General features: G+C 67.6%; 27 protein-coding genes. 17 read left to right on the top strand and 10 right to left on the bottom strand.

From position 1 onward, the window contains the following. Position 1 precedes the first annotated feature (1 nt). Together glyS and NDI56_RS12525 are read right to left on the bottom strand one after the other, a co-directional pair. A complete protein-coding gene (gene glyS, locus NDI56_RS12530; protein WP_310919879.1) occupies positions 2-1,780 on the bottom strand; it encodes a glycine--tRNA ligase in 1,779 nt (592 codons plus the stop codon). Then, positions 1,777-2,622, bottom strand: coding sequence for a CBS domain-containing protein (locus tag NDI56_RS12525; protein WP_310919878.1), 846 nt, complete (start codon positions 2,620-2,622; stop codon positions 1,777-1,779). The genes glyS and NDI56_RS12525 overlap by 4 nt, the downstream gene beginning before the upstream one ends. Positions 2,623-2,923: 301 nt before the next feature. On the opposite strand from NDI56_RS12525, the gene NDI56_RS12520 reads away from it, so the two are divergent. Together NDI56_RS12520 and serA are read left to right on the top strand one after the other, a co-directional pair. After that, the gene (locus NDI56_RS12520; protein WP_310919877.1) at positions 2,924-3,091 is read left to right on the top strand and encodes a DUF7556 family protein; all 168 of its coding nucleotides are present in this window, start codon (positions 2,924-2,926) and stop codon (positions 3,089-3,091) included. Positions 3,092-3,184: 93 nt separating this feature from the next. Next, the gene (serA, locus tag NDI56_RS12515) at positions 3,185-4,771 is read left to right on the top strand and encodes a phosphoglycerate dehydrogenase (RefSeq protein ID WP_310919876.1); all 1,587 of its coding nucleotides are present in this window, start codon (positions 3,185-3,187) and stop codon (positions 4,769-4,771) included. 27 nt (positions 4,772-4,798) lie between these two features. Here serA and NDI56_RS12510 read toward each other — a convergent pair whose 3' ends face one another. The 5 genes from NDI56_RS12510 to NDI56_RS12490 form a co-directional block, all read right to left on the bottom strand. Then, a complete protein-coding gene (locus NDI56_RS12510) occupies positions 4,799-5,008 on the bottom strand; it encodes a hypothetical protein (RefSeq protein WP_310919875.1) in 210 nt (69 codons plus the stop codon). A gap of 97 nt (positions 5,009-5,105) precedes the next feature. After that, positions 5,106-8,774 (bottom strand): DNA polymerase II large subunit, encoded by a 3,669-nt coding sequence (locus tag NDI56_RS12505; protein WP_310919874.1) that lies wholly within the window; start codon positions 8,772-8,774, stop codon positions 5,106-5,108. After that, entirely contained in the window at positions 8,775-9,197 is a 423-nt protein-coding gene (locus tag NDI56_RS12500) for a PPC domain-containing DNA-binding protein (RefSeq protein ID WP_310919873.1), read from the bottom strand. 162 nt (positions 9,198-9,359) lie between these two features. Continuing rightward, positions 9,360-9,872: a 2'-5' RNA ligase family protein gene (locus NDI56_RS12495; protein WP_310919872.1), complete on the bottom strand. Its 513-nt coding sequence runs from the start codon at positions 9,870-9,872 to the stop codon at positions 9,360-9,362. 39 nt (positions 9,873-9,911) lie between these two features. Then, positions 9,912-10,100 (bottom strand): DUF7554 family protein, encoded by a 189-nt coding sequence (locus NDI56_RS12490; RefSeq protein ID WP_310919871.1) that lies wholly within the window; start codon positions 10,098-10,100, stop codon positions 9,912-9,914. Between the two features lie 88 nt (positions 10,101-10,188). Here NDI56_RS12490 and NDI56_RS12485 point away from each other — a divergent pair, with 88 nt between their 5' ends. The 12 genes from NDI56_RS12485 to argF all read left to right on the top strand — a co-directional run bounded on the left by NDI56_RS12485 (position 10,189) and on the right by argF (position 22,414). Next, a complete protein-coding gene (locus NDI56_RS12485; RefSeq protein WP_310919870.1) occupies positions 10,189-11,241 on the top strand; it encodes a helix-turn-helix transcriptional regulator in 1,053 nt (350 codons plus the stop codon). Positions 11,242-11,357: 116 nt separating this feature from the next. Further along, positions 11,358-12,104 (top strand): hypothetical protein, encoded by a 747-nt coding sequence (locus NDI56_RS12480; RefSeq protein WP_310919868.1) that lies wholly within the window; start codon positions 11,358-11,360, stop codon positions 12,102-12,104. Continuing rightward, the gene (locus tag NDI56_RS12475) at positions 12,104-12,835 is read left to right on the top strand and encodes a DUF7345 domain-containing protein (RefSeq protein ID WP_310919867.1); all 732 of its coding nucleotides are present in this window, start codon (positions 12,104-12,106) and stop codon (positions 12,833-12,835) included. The genes NDI56_RS12480 and NDI56_RS12475 overlap by 1 nt, the downstream gene beginning before the upstream one ends. Before the next feature lie 363 nt (positions 12,836-13,198). After that, positions 13,199-14,455 (top strand): argininosuccinate synthase, encoded by a 1,257-nt coding sequence (locus NDI56_RS12470; protein WP_310919866.1) that lies wholly within the window; start codon positions 13,199-13,201, stop codon positions 14,453-14,455. Between the two features lie 4 nt (positions 14,456-14,459). After that, a complete protein-coding gene (gene argH, locus NDI56_RS12465; RefSeq protein ID WP_310919865.1) occupies positions 14,460-16,007 on the top strand; it encodes an argininosuccinate lyase in 1,548 nt (515 codons plus the stop codon). Positions 16,008-16,170: 163 nt separating this feature from the next. Then, complete coding sequence (lysW, locus tag NDI56_RS12460) at positions 16,171-16,335, top strand: lysine biosynthesis protein LysW (protein WP_262179133.1); 165 nt, start codon at positions 16,171-16,173, stop codon at positions 16,333-16,335. A 72-nt stretch (positions 16,336-16,407) separates the two neighbouring features. After that, on the top strand, positions 16,408-17,343 hold the full coding sequence (gene lysX / locus NDI56_RS12455; RefSeq protein WP_310919864.1) for a lysine biosynthesis protein LysX: 936 nt from the start codon (positions 16,408-16,410) through the stop codon (positions 17,341-17,343). Beyond that, entirely contained in the window at positions 17,340-18,377 is a 1,038-nt protein-coding gene (gene argC / locus NDI56_RS12450; RefSeq protein WP_310919863.1) for an N-acetyl-gamma-glutamyl-phosphate reductase, read from the top strand. The genes lysX and argC overlap by 4 nt, the downstream gene beginning before the upstream one ends. A gap of 18 nt (positions 18,378-18,395) precedes the next feature. Beyond that, positions 18,396-19,289 carry an acetylglutamate/acetylaminoadipate kinase gene (locus NDI56_RS12445; RefSeq protein WP_310919862.1) on the top strand — a complete coding sequence of 298 codons (894 nt, stop codon included), beginning with the start codon at positions 18,396-18,398 and terminating at the stop codon, positions 19,287-19,289. A 49-nt stretch (positions 19,290-19,338) separates the two neighbouring features. Then, positions 19,339-20,466 (top strand): aspartate aminotransferase family protein, encoded by a 1,128-nt coding sequence (locus NDI56_RS12440; RefSeq protein WP_310919861.1) that lies wholly within the window; start codon positions 19,339-19,341, stop codon positions 20,464-20,466. Then, positions 20,463-21,518, top strand: coding sequence for a [LysW]-lysine hydrolase (locus tag NDI56_RS12435; RefSeq protein ID WP_310919860.1), 1,056 nt, complete (start codon positions 20,463-20,465; stop codon positions 21,516-21,518). Before NDI56_RS12440 ends, NDI56_RS12435 begins: the two co-directional genes overlap by 4 nt. Positions 21,519-21,520: 2 nt before the next feature. Beyond that, the gene (argF, locus tag NDI56_RS12430; RefSeq protein ID WP_310919859.1) at positions 21,521-22,414 is read left to right on the top strand and encodes an ornithine carbamoyltransferase; all 894 of its coding nucleotides are present in this window, start codon (positions 21,521-21,523) and stop codon (positions 22,412-22,414) included. A 211-nt stretch (positions 22,415-22,625) separates the two neighbouring features. On the opposite strand, the gene NDI56_RS12425 is transcribed toward argF, so the two are convergent. The 3 genes from NDI56_RS12425 to NDI56_RS12415 form a co-directional block, all read right to left on the bottom strand. After that, positions 22,626-23,057 carry a type II toxin-antitoxin system VapC family toxin gene (locus NDI56_RS12425; RefSeq protein WP_310919858.1) on the bottom strand — a complete coding sequence of 144 codons (432 nt, stop codon included), beginning with the start codon at positions 23,055-23,057 and terminating at the stop codon, positions 22,626-22,628. Beyond that, the gene (locus tag NDI56_RS12420) at positions 23,057-23,305 is read right to left on the bottom strand and encodes an AbrB/MazE/SpoVT family DNA-binding domain-containing protein (protein ID WP_310919857.1); all 249 of its coding nucleotides are present in this window, start codon (positions 23,303-23,305) and stop codon (positions 23,057-23,059) included. Before NDI56_RS12420 ends, NDI56_RS12425 begins: the two co-directional genes overlap by 1 nt. Before the next feature lie 67 nt (positions 23,306-23,372). Next, positions 23,373-24,110, bottom strand: coding sequence for an SDR family oxidoreductase (locus NDI56_RS12415; RefSeq protein WP_310919856.1), 738 nt, complete (start codon positions 24,108-24,110; stop codon positions 23,373-23,375). 221 nt (positions 24,111-24,331) lie between these two features. On the opposite strand from NDI56_RS12415, the gene NDI56_RS12410 reads away from it, so the two are divergent. The 3 genes from NDI56_RS12410 to NDI56_RS12400 are packed head-to-tail and all read left to right on the top strand — an operon-like array spanning position 24,332 to position 26,065. Beyond that, positions 24,332-24,568 (top strand): DUF8001 family protein, encoded by a 237-nt coding sequence (locus tag NDI56_RS12410; RefSeq protein WP_310919855.1) that lies wholly within the window; start codon positions 24,332-24,334, stop codon positions 24,566-24,568. A gap of 51 nt (positions 24,569-24,619) precedes the next feature. After that, positions 24,620-25,030, top strand: coding sequence for a helix-turn-helix domain-containing protein (locus tag NDI56_RS12405; protein WP_310919854.1), 411 nt, complete (start codon positions 24,620-24,622; stop codon positions 25,028-25,030). A 45-nt stretch (positions 25,031-25,075) separates the two neighbouring features. Beyond that, positions 25,076-26,065, top strand: a complete 990-nt coding sequence (locus NDI56_RS12400; protein ID WP_310920132.1) for a CapA family protein — start codon at positions 25,076-25,078, stop codon at positions 26,063-26,065. Positions 26,066-26,214 lie beyond the last annotated feature (149 nt).

Raw genomic sequence — 26,214 nt, 5'->3', positions numbered from 1 at the left:
CTTACAGGTCGTCGAACGCAATATCGCCGTCGATGAGCCCGTCCAGCGTCTCGGCCAGGCCGTCGATGGGCACCCGTTTCTGGGCGGTGGTGTCGCGTTCGCGAAGCGTCACCGTGTCAGTCCGCGGGTCGGTGGCCGACTCGCCGTCTCCGTCCGCCGGTTCGCCGATGGATTCGTAGTCGACGGTGACACAGTACGGCGTCCCGATCTCGTCCTGCCGACGGTAGCGCCGACCGATGGCGCCCGAGTCGTCGTAGGTGACCGAGTGGCCGGCCCGCCGGAGGCCTTCGGCGAGCTCGCCCGCGTACTCGCCCAGTCCGTCGCGGTCCATCAGCGGGAAGACGCCGACCGTCGTCGGGGCCTGTTCGGCCGGGAGTTCGAGATAGGTCCGCTCCTCGCCGTCGACCTCGTCCGCACGGTAGGCGTGAGCGAGCACCGTGTAGATGAGTCGCCCGACGCCGAAGGACGGTTCGACGACGTGGGGCGTGATGTGCTCGCCGTTTTCGGTCATCTCCTCGACGCTGAAGTTCGTCGCTTCGACCGGGACGGTGTAGGCCTCGCCGTCGACCTCGACGGTCACGTCGTCGCCCTCGAAGGCATCAGGTTCCCGCTCGGCGAGGGCTTCCAGCGCGTCAGCCACGGCGCCGGCGTCGCCGCCGAACTCCGGCCCGAGATAGCTCATGTCGGGGTCGACCGTCGGCCGCTCGACGGTGACCGGCTCGTCGTACTGCTTGAACACGGTGTAGTCGTCCCCGGAGTACTCGGCGTGTTTCTGCAGGTCGTAGTCGCCCCGGTAGGCGAAGCCGGTTATCTCTATCCAGTCGCCGTCGATTTCGGCTTCGGCGTCCCAGCAGTCCGAGGCGTAGTGAGCGAGTTCGCCGGGCAGGTGCTGTCGGAATCGAAACCGCTCCATGTCGATACCGATGCGCTCGTACCAGTCGCGGGCGACGCCCAGATAGTAGGCGACCCAGTCGCTGGTGATGACGCCTCCGTCGACGGCGTCGCGGACAGTCAGGTGTTCGACGCCGCCGTCGTCGGCCTGCTGTGACTCGCCCGAGTAGAGGGGCAGGGTCACGTCCGCCACCGATTCGAGAGGGGGCTCGTCTTCCTCGGGGTCGACGAAGTGCTCCAGTTCGGCCTGCGTGAACTCACGCACGCGGACGAGGGATTTCCGCGGGGAGATTTCGTTGCGGTAGGCCTTGCCGATCTGGGCGACGCCGAAGGGGAGCTGGTTGCGTGCGTACTCCGAGAGCTGCGGGAACTCGACGAAGATACCCTGGGCAGTCTCGGGGCGCAGATAGCCCGGCGAGGAGGTGCCGGGGCCGATGTTCGTCTCGAACATCAGATTGAAGTTGTCGACGGGCTCGTCGGCCAGCGACGCCTGACAGGACGGACAGGGGATGTCGTGTTCGGCGATGATGTCCATGACCTCCTCGTTCGGGAGCGATTCGGCCTCCTCGATGTCCGTGTTGTCCTCGACGATGTGGTCGGCCCGATGGGTCGCCCCGCACTCGCCGCACTCGATGATCATGTCGTCGAAGCCGTCGAGATGGCCCGACGCCTCGAAGACGGGCTCGGGCATGACGTCCGGTGCGGATATTTCCTGATGGCCGGCCTGGACGACGAAGCGGTCGCGCCAGGCGTCCTCGATGTTGTCCTTCAGGGCCGCTCCCTGTGGGCCGTACGTCCAGAAGCCGGCGGCTCCGCCGTACGCGCCCGCGGCGGGGAAATAAAAGCCGCGTCGCTTGGCCAGTTCCGTCAGCCGCTCGCCCTCGTTCATAGCCCCTCCAGCAGGTCCACGTCCCGCACGATACCGACGAGTTCGTCGCCGGAGACGAGCGGAATCTGCTCGATATCGCTCTCTATCATCAGCTGTGCGGCCTCCTTCGCGGTGCGGCGCTTGCTGACGGTGATGACGTCATCGGTCATGAACTCCCGGACCGGCTCGACCGGAATCTCGACGTTTCGTGTGGGCATGTAGCGTCCGCCGACGGCCTTGATACCCTCCCACGCCCAGTCGTCGTCCTCGTTGGCGATGGACTCGCCGGTGTCATCCTCGCCCTCGACGACGCGGGCGACCTCGATGATGTCGACCTCGGTGAGCATCCCGGTCATCTCGCCGTCGTCGTCGAGCACGACGCCGTAGGGCACTTCGGCGTGGGACAGCTCCCGCTCGGCGACGGTCAGGGGCGTGTCGACGTAGAGGCAGTTGATGTCGCTCCGGGCGAGGCCACCGACCTCGGTGTCGCCGTCGGTGTCGCCGTTGGCGATGGCGTGGACGATGTCGGTGACGGTGATGATTCCCTCGAGCGTCCCGTCGACGACCGGGACACGACGTTCCCCTTCGGCCAGCATCAGCTCGGCCGCTTCCTCGATGGTCGCGTCGGCGGTGATGGTCGGCACCTCCTCGACCAGCAGTGCGAGCTGGTCCTCGTCGGGCTGGTCGATGAGGGCGTCCCGGGAGATGAGGCCGCGGAACTGTTCGCCGTCGTCGGTCTCTTTGATGACGGGGACGGACGAGAACGCCCGCTCCTGGAGATACTCCAGCACGTCGTCACGGGTGCCCGGAATCTCGACCGTAACGACGTCCGAGCGAGGCGTCATAGCGTCTGCAACGTTCATACTGCCAAAAGGTCCGCCCCGCACCTACTAAGTAGTTAACATCGCCCCCGCGGGCGCGGGTGTCGGAACACCGGAGTGACCTGTCGAGGCGGGCGCAGATTAGGTCCTCGAACGCCCGAGTTACCGCCGATAAGAATCGGTAATCGAGCGGAGAACGGACACTCGGACCGATTCAGACAGCATCGGGTTCCCTGTTTCGTCCGGTGATTCCGCCACCGGATACGCCAGACGGGTGAGAGTAACGTGCCACTCGTTCACGGATTTCGCTATTTTTATATACGGGTGTTACATATTGTCATGCATGGAGCCGGATACGGTTGCCCCAGCGAAGGTTGCTGCCGACTCGGAAGTTATGGCTTCCGTCGAGGAAGGCCCGACTGACACGTTCGTCATCGCGGACGTTTCCCAAGACGGCGCGTATATGACACTTCCGCTCGTAGACGCCGCTTCGCTGCCCGAGTGGCGATAGCCCGGCCCGTTTTCCAGCCGTCCACTTCGCCACCAGTGGCGACGTCGCTTTCAGAAAACAAGCGTTATGCCGTCCCGGTAAGTTCGGTTCGGTATGAAGGTACTCGTCACGGACCCTATCGCCGACGCCGGCCTCGACCGGTTGCGAGAGGCGGGCCACGAAGTTGTCACAGCCTACGACGTCGAGGGCGACGCGCTGCTCGACGCCGTCTCTGACGCGAACGCGCTCATCGTCCGGTCGGGCACCGAGGTCACCGACGAGGTGTTCTCGGCGGCCACCGACCTCATCATCGTCGGCCGTGCCGGCATCGGCGTCGACAACATCGACATCGACGCCGCGACCGAACACGGCGTCATCGTCGCCAACGCGCCGGACGGCAACGTCCGCGCCGCCGCGGAACACAGCGTCGCGATGGCGTTCGCCACCGCCCGCTCCATCCCGCAGGCCCACGACCGACTCAAGGACGGCGAGTGGGCCAAGGGCGCTTTCCTCGGCACCGAGGTCAACAAGAAGACGCTGGGCGTCGTCGGCTTCGGCCGCGTCGGCCAGCAGGTCGCCAAACGGCTCGGGAATCTGGGGATGGACATCGTCACTTTCGACCCGTACATCAGCGAGGAGCGCGCAAAGCAGTTCGGCGCGACCCTCGTCGACGACCTCGACGACTGTCTCGAGGCCGCGGACTTCGTCACCATCCACACGCCGCTCACCCCGGAGACCGAGAACATGATCGGCGAAGAGGAGCTCGCCCAGCTCGAGGGCGGCTACGTCATCAACTGCGCCCGCGGCGGCATCATCGACGAGCCCGCCCTGGCCGAGGCCGTCGAGGACGGCGTCCTCAACGGCGCTGCCCTGGACGTGTTCGGCGAGGAACCGCTCCCCGACGACAGCCCGCTGCTGGACGTCGACGACATCATCGTCACGCCCCACCTCGGGGCGTCGACCGAGGCCGCACAGGAGAACGTCGCCACCTCCACGGCCGACCAAGTCATCGCCGCGGCGAACGGCCAGCCCGTCGCCAACGCGCTCAACGCCCCGTCGCTGGACCGCGCCACCTTCGAGCAGGTCGAGCCGTACCTCGAACTCGCCAGCACGGCGGGCCGCATCGCGGTCCAGCTGTTCGACGGCCACATGAGCTCCGTCGAGGTCACCTACGCCGGCGACATCGCCGACGAGGACGTGGAGTACGTCACCGCGAGCGCGCTGGAAGGCGTCTTCGCGCCCTCGGACATCCAGGTCAACGCCGTCAACGCCCCCCAGATCGCCGAGGAGCGGGGCATCGACGTGACCGAGTCCAAGACCTCCTCCGCCGAGGACTACCAGAGCCTCATCACCGTCACCGTCTCCGACGGGGCCGAAGAGGTCTCCGTCTGTGGGACCCAGTTCGGCGGCGAGGAGTCCCGCATCGTCCGCATCGACGGCCACCGCATCGAGGCGGTCCCCCACGGCCACATGCTCGTCGTCCGCAACAAGGACGAGCCGGGCACCATCGGCTTCATCGGCACCGCGCTGGGCGAGGCGAATATCAACATCGCCGGGATGTTCAACGGCCGCGAGACCATCGGCGGGGAGGCGCTCTCTATCTACAACCTCGACGAGAAGCCCGACCACTCGCTCATCGACCGACTGAACGACGACAGCCGCATCATCGAGACCACCTACGTCGCGCTGGGCGACGAGTAACGACCGCACAAACCCGTTTCCGCCCGCTCACCGCTCGGCCAGCAGCCGTTCGTACCGGTCGATGACGGCCTGGCGGCGCTCGCGCTCGGCGACGAGTTGCTGTTGCAGTGTCTCGATTCGGTGTTGCATCACAGTGAGCTGTAGCTTCATCACCGTGGCCGAGACGGGTTTGGTGTCCGACCGGTCGGGGAGGCTCGGTGACTGGGGTGTCGCCACTCGCTTGGGATGCGTAGTCATACCATTGCTGATTGGCGTGGAGTCACAAAAGCACCCATCGGACGACCGGCAGACGCGCGTCTTGCGGTCGTCAGCGCCTTGGTAGCGCAGGGTTCATTTACATGAAATCAGCGATGCCGGACTGCTTGTTGTGGTCGTTCTGGAACACCGACTCGATTTTCCGCTCCAGAATCTGCAACCGCTGTTTGGTGTAGTCTCGGGCGCCGAACTCGTCGGCGACGCGAATCGCAGTGTCGATGTACTTGTTGACCGACCCCTGGTGGACGGTCAGATTGACGCGGCCGCCACACTCCCGGCAGTCGCCGGTCAGGGGCATCCGCCGGTACTTCTCGCCGCAGTCCAGACAGCGCACTTCCTGCCGCGAAAAGGCCCGCAGGTTCCCGATGAGGTCGGGCAGGAAGTGGTACTCGATGATGCGTTCGGCCACGTCGGACTCGACGACGGCCCGCAGCTTGCGGGAGAGATGCAGCTGGGCGTCCATCTTCTCCTCCATCGACCCCAGCGTCTTGTACGCCGAGAGGTCCGGCCCCGCGGCGATGTTCGTGGTGTCGTGGGTGTGGCGGAAATCGGTGTACTCGCGGTCCGTGCCCAGCGTCTCCTCCGCTATCGTCATGATGTCCTCGACCTCCGCGGGGTCGGTGAGTTCCCGCGTCGCCTCGTAGAACTCGCGGGGGTACCGGTCCATGATGTCCATGTTGTGGGCCTCGTCGTCGATTTCGGAGGGGTCGATGCGCGAGGACATGACGAGCGGAGCGTCCATCCGACCGCCGCGTTTGTCAGGTAAATATGATTTACTAAAATTCAACAAACCATCCATCAGGAGCATCACGCAATCTTCGTCACCATCGCAGTTCCTTCTCTTCGCGGCGTGAAAGTACGGATGCGCGTATCCGACCGCAGCCGTCGTAAATCCGATAACTCGGCCAACTGTGGCCGCACTGGTGTGTGGCGCCATCCCGAAGACCAGTTCGCCGACGAGGTCGTCGCGGTCGTCGAACTCGTAGTACCGTTCGAGTCCGTAGTACTGCTCTAGCAGGTCGTCGACGAAGGCGGCGGTCTGGAGCATGTGTTCGGCGGCGCCGTTCGAGAGCACGATGTCCTGGACCTTGAGCTCGAACAGCTGGTCCGGATGCGTGAGTGGGTCGCCGTGGATGTCTGTCTCGTAGCCCAGATGGCGCAGGCGCTCTGGCTCGACGTCGAGTTCGGCCGGGCGCAGCGCCGTCACCGGCAGGTCGGTCATGTCGTAGCGGACGGTGCCGTCCTTGAACGCCGAGACGTCGTGTTTCGCCCGGAGGACGCCCTTCTCCATCGGTTCGGGGAGCTTGGCCTCGCTCGTGAGGCCCTTGACCGCTTTCAGCGTCTCGAAGGCCGTCTCCCGTTCCTCGGCGCTTCGCAGGGCCTCCCGGTAGATGGCCTGCAGGTCCAGTTCCTTGTACTGGGTCGGCGACGCCAGCGTCTCACAGCGCTGGCACTCGGCCCGGCCGGACTCGTCGGGTTCGACCTCCATCTCGCAGTCCGGACAGACGTAGATGGTCTCGGCGAGCGCGTCACACGACGGACAGCGGGCTTCGTGGCCCTCGGTGCCGCAGTCGGGACAGCGCCGACGGGCCACCTCCACCTCGACGCGGCCCGGGGTGTCGCTCATCGAGTCGGCGTGTTTCGTCGCGTCGGCGACGCTGCGCTGTGAGCCGCCGGCCTCGCCGATGGGAAAGAGCGTGTGCACTGCCGGCGAGAGGTCCCGGCGCTCGGACTTCTCGGGGCGCCCCATCCGGTTGCCGATGCGGGTCGGCGCCCGCTCGCGGACCTCGAAGGGGGATATCTCGTTGACCGCTTCGATGGCGTTCCGGCCCGCCTCGTCGCCCAGCTCGTCGTCGACGTAGCCGATGGCGTCGCTCTCCTCCTGCTCGCCGTAGGTCCGGGCGTGCTCGGAGAGGTCCTCGACGGTCCAGTCCCGTTCCAGCGAGCGACTGAACCCGAGCGTGCGGACCAGCGGGAGCCAGTCGGAGACGACGATACGCTCCTCGGTCTGCGTGTGCTCGACGAGCAGCCGTTCGAGCGCCTGCTGGACGGGGTCGGTCATCGGCAAGACGAGGTCGCCGTTGCCGTCCCCGCTCGCGGGTCGCTCGGCATCTCCCCGCTCGCCGTTCCGAGACCCGGCCGACGGCCGGGTCTCGCGCGCCCCGTCGGTCGCCGCGACCTCCCCGTCGTCGATAGCGTCGGCCAGCGCCCCCAGTTGCTCGATGCTCACGTCGTGCCAGAGATAGGTGTACTTCGGGTGCAGCGGGGCGTCGTACTCCGTGGCCCAGTCGAGGGCCTCCTCGCTGTCCGGGTCGGCGAGGTCGATGCCGGGGTCGTCCCGCATCGCCTGTACGTCCGCGCCGGCGGCGTCGAAGTCCTGTTCCCACCACTCGACGGTGTAGGACGCGGGCGCGAGCGGGTGGTTGTTCTCGACGAACTCGCCGTAGTTGACGAGATACTCGCCCAGGTCCAGTATCTTCTCGACGCCGTTGCGCACTTCCAGGGCCTCCTCCATGTCGTCGATGCGCCGGACGTCGCCGTTCGCGAGCAGCACCGTCGGTCCCTCGATGGAGTCGACGGGGACGACGCCGGCGGCTTTCCCCGGCCGTTCGGTCTTTATCTGCGTCCCGGTCGCGAGGAAGTCGTCGACCAGATGCATCGTCGCCGGATGGACGCCCGCGGTCGCGAAGCCGTGGTTGCGTGCGCGGCCGTAGCGCAGCCGAAAGCCTCCGGACTTCGAGGGGTGCGAGAAGACGGGCCGGCCGGCGATGAGGTCGCGGAGGTACTTCTTCGCGGGCTCGACGCGGGGCGGCCCCGAGCGCTCGTCGCCGCCGTCCGCTCCGCTGTCCTCGCCCTCCTCGTCGCCGTCCCCGTCGTCCGAGGCCGCCCCCTCGTCGCCGTCGCTGTCCCCTATCGTCCCGTCGATGAGGTCCTGCAGCCACGGCCAGTCGACCTCGTCCAGATTGCGGGTGTAGCGCTGGATCTTCGGGGCTTTGAGGGCGATACCCTCGGCGAGGACGAGACACATCCCGCCGCGGGCGGAGTTCGAGTCCACCCGTTCGAGGTCCCGGTAGCCCGACACCTCCTCGTCGCCCGTGGCCTCGCCGTCCAGCATGATGGGCATGTTCTCGGCGATGAACTTCGTCTCCTTCTCCTTGGGCGAGTACTGGAGCCCGGTGTCCTTGTCGTAGAGGTCGACCTCCTCGGCGTAGCGGCCGATCTCCTCGTCGCGGGCCTCGTACTGCTCGATGCCCAGCAGCGCCCGGGCGTAGTCGGCGACGAGGACGGAGAGCGCCTGTGCGGTCCCGCCCGCCGAGCGGATGGGGCCGGCGTAGTAGACGTTGATGAACTCCGTCCCGTCGTCGTTCTCCAGCAGTTCGACGCGGTCGATACCCTCGATAGGGGCCGCGACCACGCCTTCGGTCAGCAGCGCGACCGCAGTCCGGACCGCTCCCTCGACTTTCCCCTCGCGGGTGTCGTAGTCGCCGACGGTGCCCTCGACGAAGTCGTCGACCAGTTCCAGCGCGGCCTCTTCGCGGGACATCTCGCCCTCTAGTTCCCGGACCCGTTCGGCCACGCCGTCGATGCCGAGGATGTTCTCGACGCGGTCGGCCATGTCCCGCGCCGTCGGAATCTCGACCTCGGGCTTTGGGTCCCCGCCCCGTTCGCGGGCCCGCTCGGCGACGGCCATCGCCGAGTCGAGTTCGGTTTCGAGCGTCTCGAAGTAGCGCTCGTCGGCCTCCCGCATCTATAGCTCCCAGAGGTCCAGATCGGTCGGTTCGTCGTGCCCGCGCTCCAGCGGCTGCTCGAACGCCCTGACGTACAGCTCGCCGGCCCAGACGGTCGCGCTGTTCAGGTGACCCGCGATAGCCTCCCCGTCGGGCCGGGAGAGCACCGCGTGGGTGTGGGCGAACCGCTCGTCGTCCAGCCACGAGACGTTCCCCACGCAGGCGGCGACTTCCAGCGGCTCGGCAAAGACCATCGAGTCGTACTCCTGTCTATCTTGGTCGTAGAACCACACCTCCGCGTCCTCGACGGCGCCCAGCCCGTAGAAGAAGGCCGCGTCGATACCCTCGTCGTCGGCCAGCGATTCGATTTCGGCGCGCCAGTCCGCGCCGTGGTCCAGCCGGCAGACGAACTCCTCCGATGTCTCGACGGACCGATAATCCATACACGATGGGGAGGGTGGGCGGCGGCAAAAACGTACCGCCATGGCCGAGGGTTCATATCGGATAGCGGGACCACCCCCAGACATGCGCTGACCAGCGCCCCGGAGCGTGACGCGGGTGTGTGGCACGCCGCTTCGGGGTTCCGAGTGCCGCCTGTTCGCCTTCTATGCCGGTAGCGACACCCGACTCACGGACTGGCCGCGTTCGGCGTCGAAAAAGACCAGTTCCTCGACGGCCCACTCGACGGGGTCGATATCCCGCTCGACGAGCCGCTCTGCCGCCGCCGGGTCGCCGCCGCGGGCGACAGTGACGTGTGGGACGTACTCGTCGGGGCCCTCCATCCCCTCGACGGCGTCGAACGCCTCACAGAGCCGTTCGTGCAGCGCCCGCAGCTCGGGGCTCTCGACGGCCAGATAGACGACCGGTGACGGGCCGGTGGCGGCGACCTCGAACTGCTCGACGCCCGTGAGACGGACCTCGAAGGGAGCGGTGCCACGGACGGCGTCCCGGGCCCGCGCCTCGATGCGGGCGTAGGCCGTGTGGTCGCCGCTCCCGAGACGCTTGACGACGAGCGTGTGCTCGCCGCGCGGTCGGGCCCGTGCTCGCGGAAGCTCTCGGCCCAGTCGTCCGGCCAGCGACGTGACCGACGACGGGAGCGAGACGTTCAGACTGTACACACCGGAGTAAGCCCGGCTACCGACAAAAGGCGGCCGGTCTCAGAGCCGTCCGGTCAGATACAGCACGATGAGGACGACGAGCGCGAGTCCCAGCAGCGGCTGCAGCGGCCCGAGCACCGCTGCGAAGATGCCCAGCACGCCTTCGAGGACCTCCAGACCGATCCAGACGACGAGGAGGACGAGCAGTATCTTGAGTAACGTGTCGACGTCGATGTCACCGCGGTCCATACGGGCGGTTCCCGACCGACGGCAAAGCACCTTGTGGCCGTCCCCGGCAACAAGTCCTATTGCCGGTGGCGGGAAACGACGCGCACGAATGCGACGCCCGAACGCAGTCCTGACAGTTGCCATACTGCTGGCGACGGTGGCTCCGGCTGCGGCCACGGCCGGTGGCCTCGCCCAGCAGTCCGTCGACGCCGACGTGGTCGTGCTGACCGCCGACATCGCTCAGAGCGGCGACGCCGCCTGGACGGTCGACTACCGCGTCCGCCTGACCGACGAGAACGAGACGCGAGCGTTCGAGGGGCTCCGAACCGACATCAGGGGGAACGAGTCGACATACACCGACGCGTTCCACGAGCGGATGAACCGGACCGCCCGGGCCGGGGAGAACGCCACCGGCCGGCCGATGGCCATCCAGAACGTCACCGTCGCAACCACACAGGAGAGTTTCGGCCAGTCGTACGGTGTCGTCACCTACCGGTTCCGGTGGACGAACTTCGCGGTGGGCAACGACACCTACATCGAAGCCGGAGACGCTCTTTCGGGGCTGTATCTCGACCGCAACACGTCGCTGACGCTGCAGTGGCCCGGCGGCTACCGGAGCCAGACCGTCACCCCATCGCCCGACGAGGCGACCGACAGCTCGGTCACGTGGCGCGGTCGGCAGTCCTTCGGCGCTGACGAGCCCCGCGTCGTCGCCAGCGCGGGCCGTCCCCTCGGTGACGACGTCGTCGAACGCTCACCGCTTCCGGGCGTCCTCGGCCTGATTCTGGTGTCGGTCGCCGTCACCGCCGCCGGGTACGGGGCCTATCGGTACGTCCTCGCCGACGACGACGCGGGGGACGGCGGCGGTGACTCGGCGGCTGCATCGCCCGACGACACGCCGGCCGACGGCGCCGGAGCCAGCGACGACACACCGCCGGCGGACCTGCTCAGTAACGAGGAACAGGTGCTCAAACTCCTGCGGGCGGAAGGCGGTCGCGTCAAGCAACAGGCCCTCGCGTCGGAACTGGACTGGACCGCGGCGAAGACCAGTCAGGTCATCGGCGGCCTCCGGGACGACGGGGAACTGGAGACGTTCCGTATCGGCCGCGAGAACGTGGTCACCCTCCCGGAGACGGACCTGAGCGATGCCGACGACGAATGAGGTCGCGAGACCGTCGTCACGCTCCCAGTCCCGTGCTATACCGCTATTTAATCCGAGTTAATCGGGGGTAAACGCCTGTTGCTTATATGTGGATCTGGACACGAGGTGGATGCAGGATGCAACGAACCACTACCGCGGCGCTTGCGGCCTTGCTCGTCATCGGGGCGCTGGTGGCCGTGCCCATCGCCATGGCGCAGCAGACCGAGACGGACCAGTCGAACCAGACGACCGGGAACGGCACCGTCGCTCCCGGCGCACAGCTCTCGGGTGTCGTCGGCGTGGGAGAGGCCGAACTCAGCGGCGAGATCGAGTCCCGGGCCTACGGAATCCGAATCGCCCGGGCGAACAGTTCGGACGCGAAGGCCGCCGTCGTCGCCGCGCAGTTCAACGAGACCGACGAGCGCCTGACCGAGCTGGAAAGCCGGAGAGCGGCGCTCGAAACCGCCCGCGAGAACGGCTCGCTGAGCGTGGGCCAGTACCGGGCCCGGGTGGCGACGCTCCACGCCGAAAGCCGGAGTACGGCTCGGCTGGCCTCCCAGACGAACGAGACGGCGAGTCAGCTCCCCGCGGCGGCGCTCGAAGCCAACGGCGTCGACGTCACCGCTGTCCGGACGCTCTCGGAGCGAGCCGCGAACCTGACCGGGCCGGGGACGGCCGCAATCGCGCGGAGCATCGCCGGCGAGAACGCCGGGCAGCCGGTCCAGCCCGCGGCGGGCGACCGTTCGAGCGCCGGGAACGCCCGGGCCGGCGGGAACACGACCGCAGCAGACGAGACGAGCAGTCCCGCGACGCCGACTGCGGACGGCTCCGCAACTGACACGACCAGTGGTTCCGATGGTGGCTCGGCCCGCGGGACGAACTGATGCAGGCGAGACACGCACTCGCGACGACTGCGTTGCTCGGTGCCCTGCTGGTCGGCGTGGCCGTCGCGCCCGCCGGGGCGGCCCAGACGGCCGACCCGCCCGGGTCGTCGTTCACCGTCGTCCTCGCCGCTAACGGTGACGCGCAGGTGACGCTCGTCTCGACGTTCGACCTGGACGACGAGAGCGAGGCGGCCGCCTTCGACGACCTCCGGACGAACCAGACGGCCCGCGACGCCTTTTCGGACCGGTACACCGACGACTGGCGCACCGTCGCCAACAACACGGAGGCCCGGACCGGCCGCGAGATGGCCGTGACGAACAGTTCGCTCGCGCTCTCACGGACGGAGTCGACGGGCGTCGCGACCTACTCCGTCACCTGGGAAGGGCTCGCGGCGGCCGGGGACGGCATGCTGACGCTACACGAGCCCTTCGCCAGCAACTACACGACCGACCGGGAGTTCGTCGTCGTGTTGCCGGAGGGGTACACGCTGGAGAGCGTGTCGCCGGGGCCGACGAACACGGCAGACGGTGAGCTCGTCTATCAGTCCGGCTCGAACCTCGACGGCCTCAGTATCGTCGCCACCGCCAGTACGGCGGCGAACGGCACGGCGACGCCGAGTTCCACGCCGACCTCGGTGGCGACCACCGGCGGGAGCGGTCCCGGTGTCGGCGCTGTCGGCGCACTCGCGGCGGTGTTCGCGGTCGCACTGCTCGCTCGACGGCGCGAGTGAGAACGCCACGCACACCCCCGGAAACTCGGAAGCTATTAGTACGCGACCCTCAGTAGTCGCTGATACATGACGCGGACTCGTCGCACTGGCTCGCTCACGGCCGCCAGCGACGGGTCCGCCGCTTTCTCGACGCACCGACGGAACCGACGACGGGCCCCCCGTTAGGCCCACTACTACCTCTCCTCTCGACGGTTCGATTCGTCTCAAACAACGGCCGGCCGGCTGTCCGGCGCGTCGAAGGGGCCGTTGTAGCCGTTTCCTGATACCGCCGACTTCAACTCGGCCGACACCGGGAAATCGGTACGACGCCCCTTCGCATCCGAAACCGACAGTCACACCACGGTAACAAACGACTACACATCCATGACAGACGGAAACGGCACCGTCGCGCTCGCCTTCTCGGGCGGGCTCGACACGACGGTCTGTGTATCGCTGCTGAAAGAGGAGTACGGCTACGACGAGGTCATCGGCGTCACGGTCGACGTCGGCCAGCCCGACTACGAGTTCGAGGAGGCCGAAGAGACGGCCGAAGCGCTCGGCGTCGAGCAGTACGTCGTCGACGCCCGCGAGGAGTTCGCCGACCTCTGTCTCACGGCCGTCAAGGCGAACGCCGACTATCAGGGCTACCCGCTCGGCACCGCGCTGGCCCGCCCGGTCATCGCGAAGGCCATCCTCTCGGTGGCCGAGGAAGAGGGCTGTGACGGTATCGCTCACGGCTGTACCGGCAAGGGCAACGACCAGCTGCGCTTCGAGGCCATCTGGCGCGACTCCGACCTCGAGGTCATCGCCCCGGTGCGCGAACTGGGCCTGACCCGCGAGTGGGAAAACGAGTACGCCCGCGAGAAGGGTCTCCCCGTCGAGGGCGGCGACGGCGGTCGCTACTCCATCGACACGAACCTCTGGAGCCGCTCCATCGAGGGCTCCGAGCTCGAAGACCCCAGCACGATTCCGGCCGACGACATCTACAAGTGGACCGACAACCCCTCGGACAAGCCCGCCGAACTCGTCGAGGTCACCTTCGAGGACGGCGAACCGGTCGAACTGGACGGCGACGACCTGGAATCGGTCGCGCTCATCGAACAGCTCAACGAGCAGGCCGGCTCCCACGGCATCGGCCGCACGGACATGATGGAAGACCGCATGCTCGGGCTCAAGGTCCGCGAGAACTACGAACACCCCGCGGCGACCGTGCTGCTGACGGCCCACGAGGCCCTCGAAGGGCTCGTCCTCACGAAGGAAGAGCGCTCGTTCAAGGCCCAGATCGACCAGCAGTGGTCCCAGAAGGCCTACGAGGGGCTCATCGACGCCCCGTTCGTGAGCGCGCTGGAGGCGTTCATCGACGACACCAACGAGCGCGTCACCGGTACCGTCACGGTGAAACTGGAAGGCGGCCACTGCCGCCCGGTCTCGCGCGAGTCCGACTACGCCGTCTACAGCGAGTCGGCCGCCTCCTTCGACGAGGAGACCATCACCGGCGGCATCACCCAGCAAGACGCCACCGGCGTCGCGAAGTACCACGGCTTCCAGTCCCGCCTGGCGAACGATATCCTCGAAGACGCCAAGAAGGGCACTGCAACGCCTGATGGCGGTAGCGAGGCCGACCACGACTCGGAGGAGTAAACCGATGAGCGAGGAGCACGACGCCGACCAGCGGGAGGCCTCGGACGAACAGACAGCCGTCCGCCGCGACCGCTTCAGCGGCGGGCCCGCCCGCTCGTTTCTCTCCTCGCTCGCCGACGACGAGCGCATCTTCGCGGCGGACCTCGCCGTCGACCGCGCCCACGTCGTGATGCTGGTCGAGCAGGGCATCATCGAGGCCGACACCGCCGGCGAGATTCTGGCGGCCCTCGACGACATCGAGACGGCGGGCCACGGAGCGCTTCCGGACGGTGAAGACGTCCACGAGGCCATCGAGAGCGCGGTCATCGACCGCGTCGGCCAGTCGGGTGGGAAGATGCACACCGCCCGCTCGCGAAACGACGAAGTGGCCGCCTGCATCCGCTACCGCCTGCGCTCGGACGTGCTCGAACTCGTCGGGACACTCGTGGGGGCCCGCGAGCAGCTACTCGACGCGGCCCGCGAGCAGACCGGGACGGTGATGCCGGGCTACACGCATCTCCAACCCGCCCAGCCGACGACGGTCGCTCACTGGCTCCTGTCCTACGAGCAGGCGCTCCAGCGGGACACGGCGCGGTTGCTCGACGCCTACGGGCGCATCAATCAGAACCCGCTCGGTGCGGCGGCGTTCGCCGGTACCCCCTTCGACGTGGACCGCGAGCGCACGGCCGAGCTACTCGGCTTCGACGGCGGTCACGCGAGCGCCGCGAGCGTGGCCTCGTCGGACCGCTGGTCCGACGGTGTGGCGGAGAACTCGATGGACGCCTCGGCGACGCGTGATTTCCTCGTCGAGGTGACCAGCGCCGTCGCGACGCTGGCGACGACGCTCTCGCAACTCGCCGAAGACGTGGTGGTGATGGCCAGCAAGGGCCACGTCGAACTCGACGACGACTACGCTTCGACCAGTTCCATCATGCCACAGAAGAAGAACCCCGACACGCTGGAGCTGGTCCGCGGGCGCACGGGCGACGCCACCGCGGGGCTGAACGGCCTGCTGACGAACCTCAAGGGCCAGCCCCGCGCGTACAACCGCGACCTGCAGCGCGCGGGCCGGCACGCCTGGGACGCTATCGACAGCGTCACCGACAGCGTGGCCGTGGCCGCCGGCGCCGTCTCGACGGCGGAGTGGCCGGCCGAGCGGCTGGAATCGGCCGCCACCGAGGGCTTTGCGACCGCGACCGGCGTCGCCGACCTGCTGGCGATGGCGGGCGTCCCGTTCCGGACGGCCCACGAGGTCGTCGCGGCGGCGGCCGCCGAACTCGACCCGGACGAGGACGCGCCCGACTTCGACGCGCTCTCGGCGGTCGCCGAAGACGCGCTGGGCGCTCCGCTCGCCGAGTACGTCGACCGGGCGGCCGTCCAGCGCGCGCTCGACCCCGCCGAGAGCGTCGCGATGCGTGACTCCCGCGGCGGCCCCGCACCCGACGCCGTGGCCGACCAGCTCGCGGCTGCCGACGACGTGTTGGCGAGCCACAGCGAGCAGCTCGACGCGGCCGAGACGGCCGTCTCCCGCGCGCGGGACCGTCTGCAGACGGAGGTCGATAGCTATGTGTGAGCGACGAACCCCCTCGCGGGGCTATTATACCAGAACTCTGATATAGAAATCGGGCACGGGTGGATGTTGGACTTCTAACGCCGTTAGAGTGGAGTGTGGATGTGTAATTTAATCTGATAAGTTCGATGGTTTTAAGTAGATAGCTCCGGGAGAGACAGGTACAATGGCAGACTGTATCGAGTGTGGGGCGGAGGTCTCCCTGCACGACAGCCTCGAAGTCGGAGAGATCGTCGACTGTTCCACCTGTGGCGCCGAACTCGAAGTCATCGGCACCGACCCCGTCGAGCTCGACAGCGCCCCCGAGCTCGAAGAGGACTGGGGTGAGTGAGGTGTCCGCGGTGGGTGCGTGGCCCCTCGGCGGTCACGACGCCGCGACCCGCGACGACACGGAGCCTATAGCATGAACGTCGGACTCCTCTACTCACGCATCCGCAAGGACGAGAAGCTCCTGCTCTCGGAACTGCGCGAGCGCGACCACGACGTCGAGAAGATCGACGTCCGCAAGCAACAGTTCAACATCAGCGAGGCCCCCGAGGCCTTCGACGACCTCGACATCGTCGTCGACCGCTGTCTGTCGACCTCACGGAGCGTCTACGCGACCAAGTTCGCGAAGGCCTACGACGTGCCCGTCGTCAACGGTCCCGACGTGGCCGAGGTCTGTGCGGACAAGGTCAAGAACAGCCTCGCGCTGGTCGAGGCCGGCGTCCCGACGCCCGACACCGACGTGGCCTTCACCAAGGATGCGGCACTGGCGTCCATCGAGGACTTCGGCTACCCCTGCGTCCTGAAGCCCGTCGTCGGCTCGTGGGGTCGCCTCATGGCGAAAATCGACTCCCGTGATGCCGCCGAAGCGATTCTGGAACACAAGGAGACGCTGGGCCACTACGAGCACAAGATATTCTACGTCCAGGAGTTCGTCGACAAACCGGGCCGTGACATCCGTGTGCTCGCCGTCGACGGCGAGCCGGTCGCGGCGATGGTCCGCTCGTCGGACCACTGGCTCACCAACGCCGCGAAGGGCGCCGAAACGGACAGCTTCGAGCTGGACGACCGCGCGCTCGAACTGGTGGAGAAGGCTTCGGACGCCGTCGGTGGCGGCCTGCTCGGTATCGACCTGATGGAGGTAGGGGTGTCGCGGAGCGACACCCGGGAGTCGAGCGGGGAGCAGAGCGACCCGCGCGACTACGAATTCGAGGACTACACGGTCCACGAGGTCAACCACACCGTCGAGTTCAAGGCGCTCAACGAGGTCTCGGACGTGGACGTCCCCGCGAAGGTCGTCGACTGGCTCGAATCGAAGGCACAAAGCGGGAGCGGCCCGGAGACACCGGTATGACCTACAGTGCCAGCGTCGTCGGGGGGAGCGGTTTCACCGGCGGCGAGCTGCTCCGCCTGCTGGACGGCCACCCCGAGTTCGAGCTCGAACAGGCCACCAGCCGGTCGAAGGAGAACAAGACGATCGGCAACACGCATCCGAACCTGCGCCACTCGGACCTGCGCTTCTCTGACCCGGCGGAGCTGGAGAGCGTCGACGTCCTCTTCGCCGCGACGCCCCACGGCGTCTCGATGGAGCAGATAGACCGCTTCCAGGACGCCGCCGACACCGTCGTCGACCTCTCGGCAGACTTCCGCCTCGACACGGAGGCACAGTACGACGAGTGGTACGACGGCCACACCCGGCCCGAACTGCTCGCCGACTCGGAGTACGCGCTTCCGGAGCTCAACCGCGACAACCTCGCGGGCGCGGAGCTCATCGCGTCGGGCGGCTGTAACGCCACGGCGACGATTCTGGGCTTGCTCCCGCTCTTCGAGCACGGCGTCCTCTCGGGCGACGAGCAGATCGTCGTCGACGTGAAGGTCGGCTCCAGCGAGGGCGGGGCCGGCGGCGGCGAGGCGTCGAGCCACCCGGAGCGCTCGGGCGTCGTCCGCCCCTACGCCCCGACGGGCCACCGCCACGAGGCCGAGATTCAGCAGTTCCTCGGCGTGAACGTCTCCTTTACCGTCCACGCGGTGGACATGGTCCGCGGCGCGAGTGCGACCTGTCACGTCTTCCCCGACGGCCCGGTGTCGAAAGGCGACCTCTGGGGCGCGTATCGCGGCGAGTACGAGGACGAACCGTTCGTCGAGCTCGTCTCCGGCGGTGGCGGCGTCTACCGCTACCCCGAGCCCAAAGCCGTCGCGGGGACGAACCGCGCGGAGGTCGGCTTCGAGCTCGACCCCGGCAACAAGCGATTGGTCGTGTTCTCGGCCATCGACAACATGATGAAAGGGTCGGCCGGACAGGCCGTCCACGCGGCCAACGTCGCGCTCGGCATCGAGGAGACCGCTGGACTGGAGTTCCAGGGTCTCCACCCCGTCGGCGCACCCTGACTTCCGAGGCAAATTTTCATGACTGTAGTAATCAAGGTAGGCGGCGCCCGTGCTGTTGACCCAGCCGGCGCCCTCGCGGATGTCGCATCACTCGTCGAACAGGGCGAACAGGTCGTCGTGGTTCACGGCGGCTCCACCAAAGTCGACGAGACGCTCGAACGGCTGGGCATCGAGCCCGAGTACGTCGAGACGCCGAGCGGCGTCGTCGGCCGGTTTACCGACGAGACGACGATGGAGGTGTTCGAGATGGCCTTCGGTCACCTGAACACCCAGCTCGTCGCGGGCCTCCAGAGCGAGGGCGTCGACGCGGTCGGACTGAACGGTGTCGACGGGAAGCTGCTCTATGGCCCCCGAAAGTCCGCGGTCCGCGTGGTCGAAGACGGCAAGAAGAAGATTCGCCGCGGCGACCACTCGGGCACCATCAAGCGGGTCAACGGCGACCTGCTCCGGTCGCTGCTCGGTGACGGCTACACCCCGGTGGCGGCTCCACCCATGGCGGGTAGCGAGGCGCGGAGCGCCTCGAAGACGTCGAGCGAGGAGCAGAGCGACTCGCGAGACAGCGACGACGGGGAGATTATTCCCGTCAACACCGACGCCGACCGCTCGGCGGCGGCCATCGCCGGCGAACTCGACGCCACGCTCGTCCTGCTGACCGACGTCGCCGGCGTCTACGAAGACCCCGACGACCCGTCGACGCTCATCGAGTCGGTCGAGACGAGCGACGACTGGCAGGCACTCGAAGCCGCCGCCGAGGGGTTCATGGGCCGGAAGATAATGGCCGCCGAGGAGGCCCTTTCGGGCGGCTCGCCCGAGGCCGTCGTCGCCGACGCCAACGCGGACACACCGATTCTGTCAGCGCTTGACGGTGACGGGACACATATCAAGGCCGGGGCTGTAACAGAGGAACAATGACTGCACACACGACACGTGTCGACGGCGCGACGACCGGAGGTGAGTCGCTGTGAGCGGCTTCGTCTTCAACGAGAAGCCGATTCGGATAGAGCGCGGCGACGGGGCCTACGTCTACGACGCCAGCGGGACGGAGTATCTCGACATGGGCGCCTCCTACGCCTGCGTGCCGCTGGGGCACGGCCACGAGGCCGTCCAGTCCGCCGTCGCCCAGCAACTGGAGAAGATAACCTACGTGCAGGCCTCCTATCCCAACGCCGAGCGGACGGCGCTGTACGACCTGCTCGCCGACACCGCCCCGGACCCGATAGCGAAGACGTGGCTCTGTAACTCGGGAACGGAGGCCAACGAGGCCGCGCTGAAGTTCGCCCGCTCGGCGACGGGGAACTCCAAAATCGTCGCCACGATGCAGGGCTTTCACGGTCGCACGATGGGCTCGCTCGCGACCACCTGGAAGAACAAGTACAAGAAGCCCTACGAGCCGCTCATCGGCGACGTGGAGTTCGTCCCGTACGACGACGCCGACGCGCTGGACGAGGCCGTCGACGAGGACACCGCGGCGTTCATCGTCGAACCCGTTCAGGGCGAGGGCGGTATCAACCCCGCTTCCGACGGCTATCTCGAAGCGGCCCGCGAGATAACCGAGGACGCCGGCACGGCGCTCGTCTTCGACGAGGTCCAGACCGGGATGGGCCGCACCGGCGCGCTGTGGAACTCCCAGCGGGCGAACGTCGCCCCCGACATGATAACGTCGGCCAAGGGGCTGGGCAACGGCCTGCCCATCGGCGCGACGCTCTGTCGGGACTGGATCGCCGAGAACTACGGCTCCCACGCCTCGACGTTCTCCGGTGGCCCGGTCATCTCCGCGGCCGCCGGGGCCACGGTCTCGACCATCGTCGAGGAGTCGGTGCCGGGCAACGCCGCCGCGATGGGCGACTACCTCCGGACCGAACTGGAGGCCGCCGTCGGCGACGAGGTGCGGGACATCCGCGGCGAAGGACTCATGATAGGCGTCGAGGTCGGCCGCGGCGCGAACAAGGCGCTGAAGCAACTGGCGCTGAACCACGGGATTCTGGCGCTGCCGGCGGGTCGAACTGTCGTCCGCCTGCTCCCGCCGTTGACCATCGACCGGAGCCACGCGGACGAGGTGGTCGAGGCCATGACGGAGGTCGTGGGATGAGCGAGGCACAGACTCGCGAGGCCGACACGGAAGCGCGCGACCTGCTCGAAGCCGTCGTGCGCATCCCCTCGGTGTCACGCGACGAGCGCGAAGCCGCCCAGCGTCTCGCGCAGTTCTTCGAGGCCCGCGACCGCGAGGTGTGGATAGACGACGTGGGGAACGTCCGCGCGCCGGCCGACGACGGCGTCTTGCTGACTTCCCACATCGATACCGTTCCGGGCGACATCCCGGTCCGGGTCGAGGAGACCGACGACGGCGAGGTGCTGTGGGGCCGCGGTTCGGTCGACGCGAAGGGGCCGCTGTGCTCGATGGCCGTTGCCGCCGTCCGCACCGGGGCCTCCTTTGTCGGCGTCGTCGGCGAGGAGGTCGACTCGAAGGGCGGGCGCTACCTCGTCGAAGACCGCGAGAGCGAGCCCGACGCCGTCATCAACGGCGAACCCTCCGGCTGGGAGGGTATCACGCTCGGCTACCGCGGGCTGCTCGGCGGCGCCTACGTCGCCACGAGCGAGTCCGGCCACTCCTCGCGCCCGGAGAACAACGCGATTCAGGACGCGATGGACTGGTGGAGCGCCGTCGAGGACGAGTTCGCCCGGGACGAGTGGCACCCCGTCTTCGAGCGGGTCACCTGCAAGCCCGTCGATTTCAAGGGCGGCATCTCCGAGGACGGCCTCTCCGTCGAGGCGACCATGCAGGTCCAGTTGCGGGTGCCCCCGGAGTACTCGACCGACGAGATACGGGAGATGGCCGACGGCCACCTGGGCAACGGGACCGTCAACTGGGACGACAAGGTCGAACCGGTCATGCAGAGCCCGCGGACCAGCGTCGCCCGGGCGTTCCGGGCGGCCATCCGCGACCACGGCGGCGACCCGACGCTCCTTCGCAAGACCGGCACCAGCGACATGAACGTCTACGCCAGAGCCTGGGACTGCCCGATGGTAACGTACGGGCCCGGCGACTCCGACCTGGACCACGCGCCGAACGAACACATCGACCTCGCGGAGTACGACCGCGCGGTCGGCGTCCTCACGGACGTGACCGAACGACTGCTGTGACCATGCATCTACTCGACGTCGACGACCTCACGACTGACGAACTGACCGCCGTGCTGGACCGCGCAGCCGATATCAAGGGTCCCGACGGCGAGGACGCCAGCGACCTGCTCGACCAGCAGACGCTCGGGATGATATTCGAGAAACCCTCGACGCGGACCCGGGTCTCCTTCGAGACCGGGATGACACAGCTGGGCGGCCACGCCATCTTCCTCGGCCCGGACGACATCCACCTGGGCCACGGCGAGCCGGTCAAGGACACCGCCCGCGCGCTGGCCCGCTACGTCGACTTCGTCATGGCCCGCGTCTACGACCACGAGGACGTCGAGGGACTGGCCGAGTACAGCGACGTACCGGTCATCAACGCGCTGACCGACGACGCCCACCCCTGCCAGACGCTCGCGGACCTGCTGACTATCCGCGAACAGTTCGGCGGCTTCGAGGACGCCGAAGTGGCGTGGGTCGGTGACGGCAACAACGTCTGTCAGTCGTTCGTGCTGGGCGCGGCGATGGTCGGCCTCGACCTGACCGTCGCCACGCCCGCGGGGTACGAGGTCGACGAGGACGTGCTCGCCCGCGCCGCCGACCTCGGCGGCGCTCCCGAGACGACGCACGACCCCGAGGCGGCTGTCGCGGACGCCGACGTGGTCTACACCGACGTGTTCGTCAGCATGGGTCAGGAGGACGAGCGCGAGGAGAAGCTCGCGGAGTTCGAGGGGTTTCAGGTCACGCCGGAGCTGCTCGGCGACCGCATCCTGATGCACTGTCTCCCCGCCCACCGCGGCGAGGAAGTTACCGACGACGCCATCGAGTCCGAGAACTCGGTGGTGTGGGACCAGGCGGAGAATCGGCTACACGCGCAGAAGGGGTTGCTGGCGTGGCTGTCGGAGCAGGGGTAGCGCCGCGAGCGAAGCGAGCGGCTTTTTCCCCAGGTTTTTGCGCGAGCGGTCGTGAGCGAAGCGAACGACCCGACGCGGAAAAAGTGGGTGCCGGTGCAGGCGGAGAATCGGCTACACGCGCAGAAGGGGTTGCTGGCGTGGCTGTCGGAGCAGGACTAGCGCCGCGAGCGGAGGAGTGGCTTTCTCCGTCTGTCCCACCCGGACGGAGCGACTACGACTCGAACGGGTTATCGGGTGTCGTGAGACGCGTTATATCGGGGACGCTGTCGAACCCGTCGTCGAAACTGTAGAGATACTCGACGTCCTGTCGCTGCATCGCGGCCACGATGACGGCGTCGGTCAACGAGAGCGAGTCGTACCGTCGGAACACCGAGCGGCCGGCGCCGAAGTCGGCTTTCGGTGTCTGTCTGAGTTCGAACCCGCTGCTCTCGAGCAACGCGTCCAGTGTTTCGGTCGCGACGTCGTGCCCAGCTCGTGCCTGAAGATAGTTGCACACCTCTTCCAGCACGTCGCTGAGAACGTACGCCGTGGGGAGCCGTCCCTGGTCGATAGCCGCTGTAATCGCGGCGCCACGGTCGTGGTTCTGGTCCCGTGCGAGACGGGCCGAAATGACGACGTTGGCGTCGACGACGACCGCAGCCATCAGTAATCGCCGGCGAGGAGGTCGTGGTCCTCGGCGGCGTCGGTCGGTTCGCCGACGTCGACCGGTTCGAGCTTCGAGAACGCGCCATACTGTTGCTTGACGACTTTGACCGAGAGCCCCCCGCTCTCGTCGACGTGCCAGCGGAGTTTGTCACCAGCTTCGACACCGGCTTCTCGCCGTACCGACGCCGGCACCGTGACCGAGTAGCTCTCGTTCACTGTCGTCTCGTCTTCGACCTCGTGGGACATGGGAGAGTGTTCGTGTCGCTCAGGAAAGTAATTTACGTCCTAATTTGCCCAGTGGCGGGCAACCGAGTTAGAAGTGTCCGAACTTGTCCCGGCGATAGACGTCGAGTTCGTTGACCGTCGTCGGCGGCTCCTGAGAGAGCGCGAAGGCGACGGCGTCGGCGACTTCTTCGGGTTCGGTCACCTCGCCTTCCTCGAACACCTCCTCGAAAGGGGTGCCGTCGGCGCTCTCGAACTCCGTGCGGACCTCCGAGGGATTGACGACGGTGACGCCGATATCGTCGTCGCCGACCTGTGCGGCGAGGCTCATCGCGAACCCGCGGACCCACCACTTCGTCGCGGCGTAGACCGGGTTGAACGGCCGGGGGTACTTGCCCGCGAAGCTCCCGATGAAGACGATATTGCCCGCCGTCTCGCGGAGCGCCGGGAGCGCCTCGCGGGCGGTGTAGAACGCGCCCTCGGTGTTGACCCGCTGTGTCGTCAGGAACTCGTCGTCGGTCATCGCCTCGACGTCGCTCCCGCGGGCGAGGCCGGCGTTGACCACGACGCCCGAGAGCGGCCCGAGCGTCTCGACGGTGGACTCGACGGCGGCCGCCACTGCCGCCGAGTCGCGCACGTCGGCCGGGACGACGTGGGTCTCGACGCCGTGGTCGGCGGCCACCTCGTCGGCCAGCTCACGGAGCCGGTCCTCACTGCGTGCCAGCAGGGCGATCTCGGCCCCGTCGGCAGCGACCCGTCGGACCGTCGCCGCGCCGATACCCGAACTCGCGCCCGTGACGAGAACTGTCTCGTCGGCTCGTTCCGTCATACGTGTGTCCCCGACCGAGACGGGTATAGAAGTTGTGTCGCACTGACCGCCGTAGCTCTCTACCGGTATCGCCGACCCCGGTCAGAGGAGTACCGGTAAGAGACTGCAACGGCCCGTCTCGGGCCGGGAGTTCCACCCGAAACACTACCCTTTCCACTCCGGGTGTGAACGGTCGTCACACTACCAATAGCCTAAGTCGCTGGCCCCGGTACCGTCGGCCGATGGAGCCACTCGTCGTCGACGCCGGTGACACGGACATCGAGACCATACTCGATGCTCTCGAATCCGGCCAGCGCGTCGTCGTCCGCACCGAGTTCCTCGGGTCCTCTCACGAGGTGACACTGCGCTACGACGGGGTCTGGTACTGCGATACGCCGACCCGGCTACACAGACACGAGTCCCGCGAGGAGATGCGAGGCTGCCTGCAGCGCCAGGGGTACGGCACGGAGAGCGGGTGAGTTCGGGGTAACAACCCCGTTTATGCGCCCGGCGCGTCTATCCGCTCGCATATGAGTCTCGACCCCTCGCCGGAGCAGTTTCGCGACCTGATGGCCACTGACGAACCGGACCTCGCGGAAGTGATGGCGTGTGTTTTCGGCGTCCAGGGCCACGAAGTCCGGACCTACCGGACGCTGCTGTCCACGCCGGCCACCACCGTCGAGGAGTTGGCGAACGCGTTAGAGCGGGACCGCTCGAACGTCAATCGCTCGCTGTCGACGCTGCGCGAGAAGGGGCTGGCACGGCGCGAGCGCCGTCTGCTCGACGGCGGCGGCCACGTCTACCAGTACACGGCGACGCCGCTCGACGAGGCCCGGGAACTGATGCACGAGGCTCTGGACGGGTGGACCGCCGCGGTCCACGACAGCATCGATTCGTTCGACGGCGAGACACTCGACGAGGCGCCAGCCGACGGCGCCTGACTCCTGACCGACGCCCCTTTTCGCCTGCGCGGCGTACGGTAGCACATAACGTACACGCTCGGTTTCACGGGCGACGTGATGCTCGGGCGCCTCGTCGACGAGCGCCAGCGGACCCGCGCCGTCGATGCCGTCTGGGACGGCGCGCTGTCGCGCTTGCGGGCGCTGGACGCGCTGTTCATCAATCTGGAGTGCCCGCTGTCGACGCGGGGCCGACCCTGGCAGCGCACGCACCGCCCCTTTCACTTCCGGGCCGACCAGGACTGGGCGGTTCCCGCCCTTTCGGCCGCCGGCGTCGACTGGGCCACGCTGGCGAACAACCACCTGCTCGACTTCGGGGAGCCGGCGCTGCTGGACACCCTCGACGCGCTCTCGGCGGCCGGCATCGCCCACAGCGGCGCGGGCCGGGACGAGCGCGACGCCCGGGCACCCGCGACGGCGACCGTCGGCGAGCTCACGGTGGCGTTCTGCTCGGCGACCGACAACACGCCCGAGTACGCCGCCGGTCCCGACGGTCCCGGCGTCGCCCGGACGGCGCTGGACCTGAACGACCCCACCGAGCGAGGGAAACTGGCGACCGCCGTCGACGACGCGCTGGCGACCGACCCCGACCTGCTCGTCGCCTCGCTCCACTGGGGCCCCAACATGACGACCGAGGTGTTCGGCCGGCACCGCGAGGTGGGCCACTGGCTGCTGGACCGCGGTGTCGACGTCGTCCACGGCCACAGCGCTCACGTGTTCAAAGCCGTCGAGGTCGCCGACAACGGACTCCTCATGTACGACTGCGGCGACTTCGTCGACGACTACGCTGTCGACGACGCTCTGCGCAACGACCGGAGCTTCCTCTTCGAACTGACCGTCGCCGAGGACGGGACGCCGGAGCAGCTTCGGCTGGTCCCCGTCGAAATCAGGAACTGTGCGGTCCATCTGGCCGGCGGCGCGGTCGCCCAGTGGTGTCGCGAGACGATGCGACGGCGGAGCCGGGAGTTCGATACTGCGTTCGAGCGTGACGGGGAAGCGCTGGTGGCGGCGTGGTAAAACAACGGTATTCGTGCCTGCAGGTCCCGATACAGAGAGCCAGAAAGCCCCGCTTGCTCCAGTCGCAGCCGTCGAGCGTTCGGTCTGTTTGCGGTCTGAAGGGCGGTCAGTGCTTGCGGGAGAGGTACGTAGCGCCATCAGACGAAAGA

This window comes from Halomicroarcula saliterrae (genome assembly GCF_031624395.1).
GTDB lineage: Archaea > Halobacteriota > Halobacteria > Halobacteriales > Haloarculaceae > Haloarcula > Haloarcula saliterrae.
Note: the sequence above shows the minus strand (reverse complement) of the source record. Positions and strands in the feature narration are given on the sequence as shown.

Bases quoted from the DNA above. Each gene is read 5' to 3' on its own strand.
- glyS (WP_310919879.1), bottom strand. From the start codon at position 1,780: ATGAACGAGGGCGAGCGGCTGACGGAACTGGCCAAGCGACGCGGCTTT.
- NDI56_RS12525 (WP_310919878.1), bottom strand. From the start codon at position 2,622: ATGAACGTTGCAGACGCTATGACGCCTCGCTCGGACGTCGTTACGGTC.
- NDI56_RS12520 (WP_310919877.1), top strand. From the start codon at position 2,924: ATGGAGCCGGATACGGTTGCCCCAGCGAAGGTTGCTGCCGACTCGGAA.
- serA (WP_310919876.1), top strand. From the start codon at position 3,185: ATGAAGGTACTCGTCACGGACCCTATCGCCGACGCCGGCCTCGACCGG.
- NDI56_RS12510 (WP_310919875.1), bottom strand. From the start codon at position 5,008: ATGACTACGCATCCCAAGCGAGTGGCGACACCCCAGTCACCGAGCCTC.
- NDI56_RS12505 (WP_310919874.1), bottom strand. From the start codon at position 8,774: ATGCGGGAGGCCGACGAGCGCTACTTCGAGACGCTCGAAACCGAACTC.
- NDI56_RS12500 (WP_310919873.1), bottom strand. From the start codon at position 9,197: ATGGATTATCGGTCCGTCGAGACATCGGAGGAGTTCGTCTGCCGGCTG.
- NDI56_RS12490 (WP_310919871.1), bottom strand. From the start codon at position 10,100: ATGGACCGCGGTGACATCGACGTCGACACGTTACTCAAGATACTGCTC.
- NDI56_RS12485 (WP_310919870.1), top strand. From the start codon at position 10,189: ATGCGACGCCCGAACGCAGTCCTGACAGTTGCCATACTGCTGGCGACG.
- NDI56_RS12480 (WP_310919868.1), top strand. From the start codon at position 11,358: ATGCAACGAACCACTACCGCGGCGCTTGCGGCCTTGCTCGTCATCGGG.
- NDI56_RS12475 (WP_310919867.1), top strand. From the start codon at position 12,104: ATGCAGGCGAGACACGCACTCGCGACGACTGCGTTGCTCGGTGCCCTG.
- NDI56_RS12470 (WP_310919866.1), top strand. From the start codon at position 13,199: ATGACAGACGGAAACGGCACCGTCGCGCTCGCCTTCTCGGGCGGGCTC.
- argH (WP_310919865.1), top strand. From the start codon at position 14,460: ATGAGCGAGGAGCACGACGCCGACCAGCGGGAGGCCTCGGACGAACAG.
- lysW (WP_262179133.1), top strand. From the start codon at position 16,171: ATGGCAGACTGTATCGAGTGTGGGGCGGAGGTCTCCCTGCACGACAGC.
- lysX (WP_310919864.1), top strand. From the start codon at position 16,408: ATGAACGTCGGACTCCTCTACTCACGCATCCGCAAGGACGAGAAGCTC.
- argC (WP_310919863.1), top strand. From the start codon at position 17,340: ATGACCTACAGTGCCAGCGTCGTCGGGGGGAGCGGTTTCACCGGCGGC.
- NDI56_RS12445 (WP_310919862.1), top strand. From the start codon at position 18,396: ATGACTGTAGTAATCAAGGTAGGCGGCGCCCGTGCTGTTGACCCAGCC.
- NDI56_RS12435 (WP_310919860.1), top strand. From the start codon at position 20,463: ATGAGCGAGGCACAGACTCGCGAGGCCGACACGGAAGCGCGCGACCTG.
- argF (WP_310919859.1), top strand. From the start codon at position 21,521: ATGCATCTACTCGACGTCGACGACCTCACGACTGACGAACTGACCGCC.
- NDI56_RS12425 (WP_310919858.1), bottom strand. From the start codon at position 23,057: ATGGCTGCGGTCGTCGTCGACGCCAACGTCGTCATTTCGGCCCGTCTC.
- NDI56_RS12420 (WP_310919857.1), bottom strand. From the start codon at position 23,305: ATGTCCCACGAGGTCGAAGACGAGACGACAGTGAACGAGAGCTACTCG.
- NDI56_RS12415 (WP_310919856.1), bottom strand. From the start codon at position 24,110: ATGACGGAACGAGCCGACGAGACAGTTCTCGTCACGGGCGCGAGTTCG.
- NDI56_RS12410 (WP_310919855.1), top strand. From the start codon at position 24,332: ATGGAGCCACTCGTCGTCGACGCCGGTGACACGGACATCGAGACCATA.
- NDI56_RS12405 (WP_310919854.1), top strand. From the start codon at position 24,620: ATGAGTCTCGACCCCTCGCCGGAGCAGTTTCGCGACCTGATGGCCACT.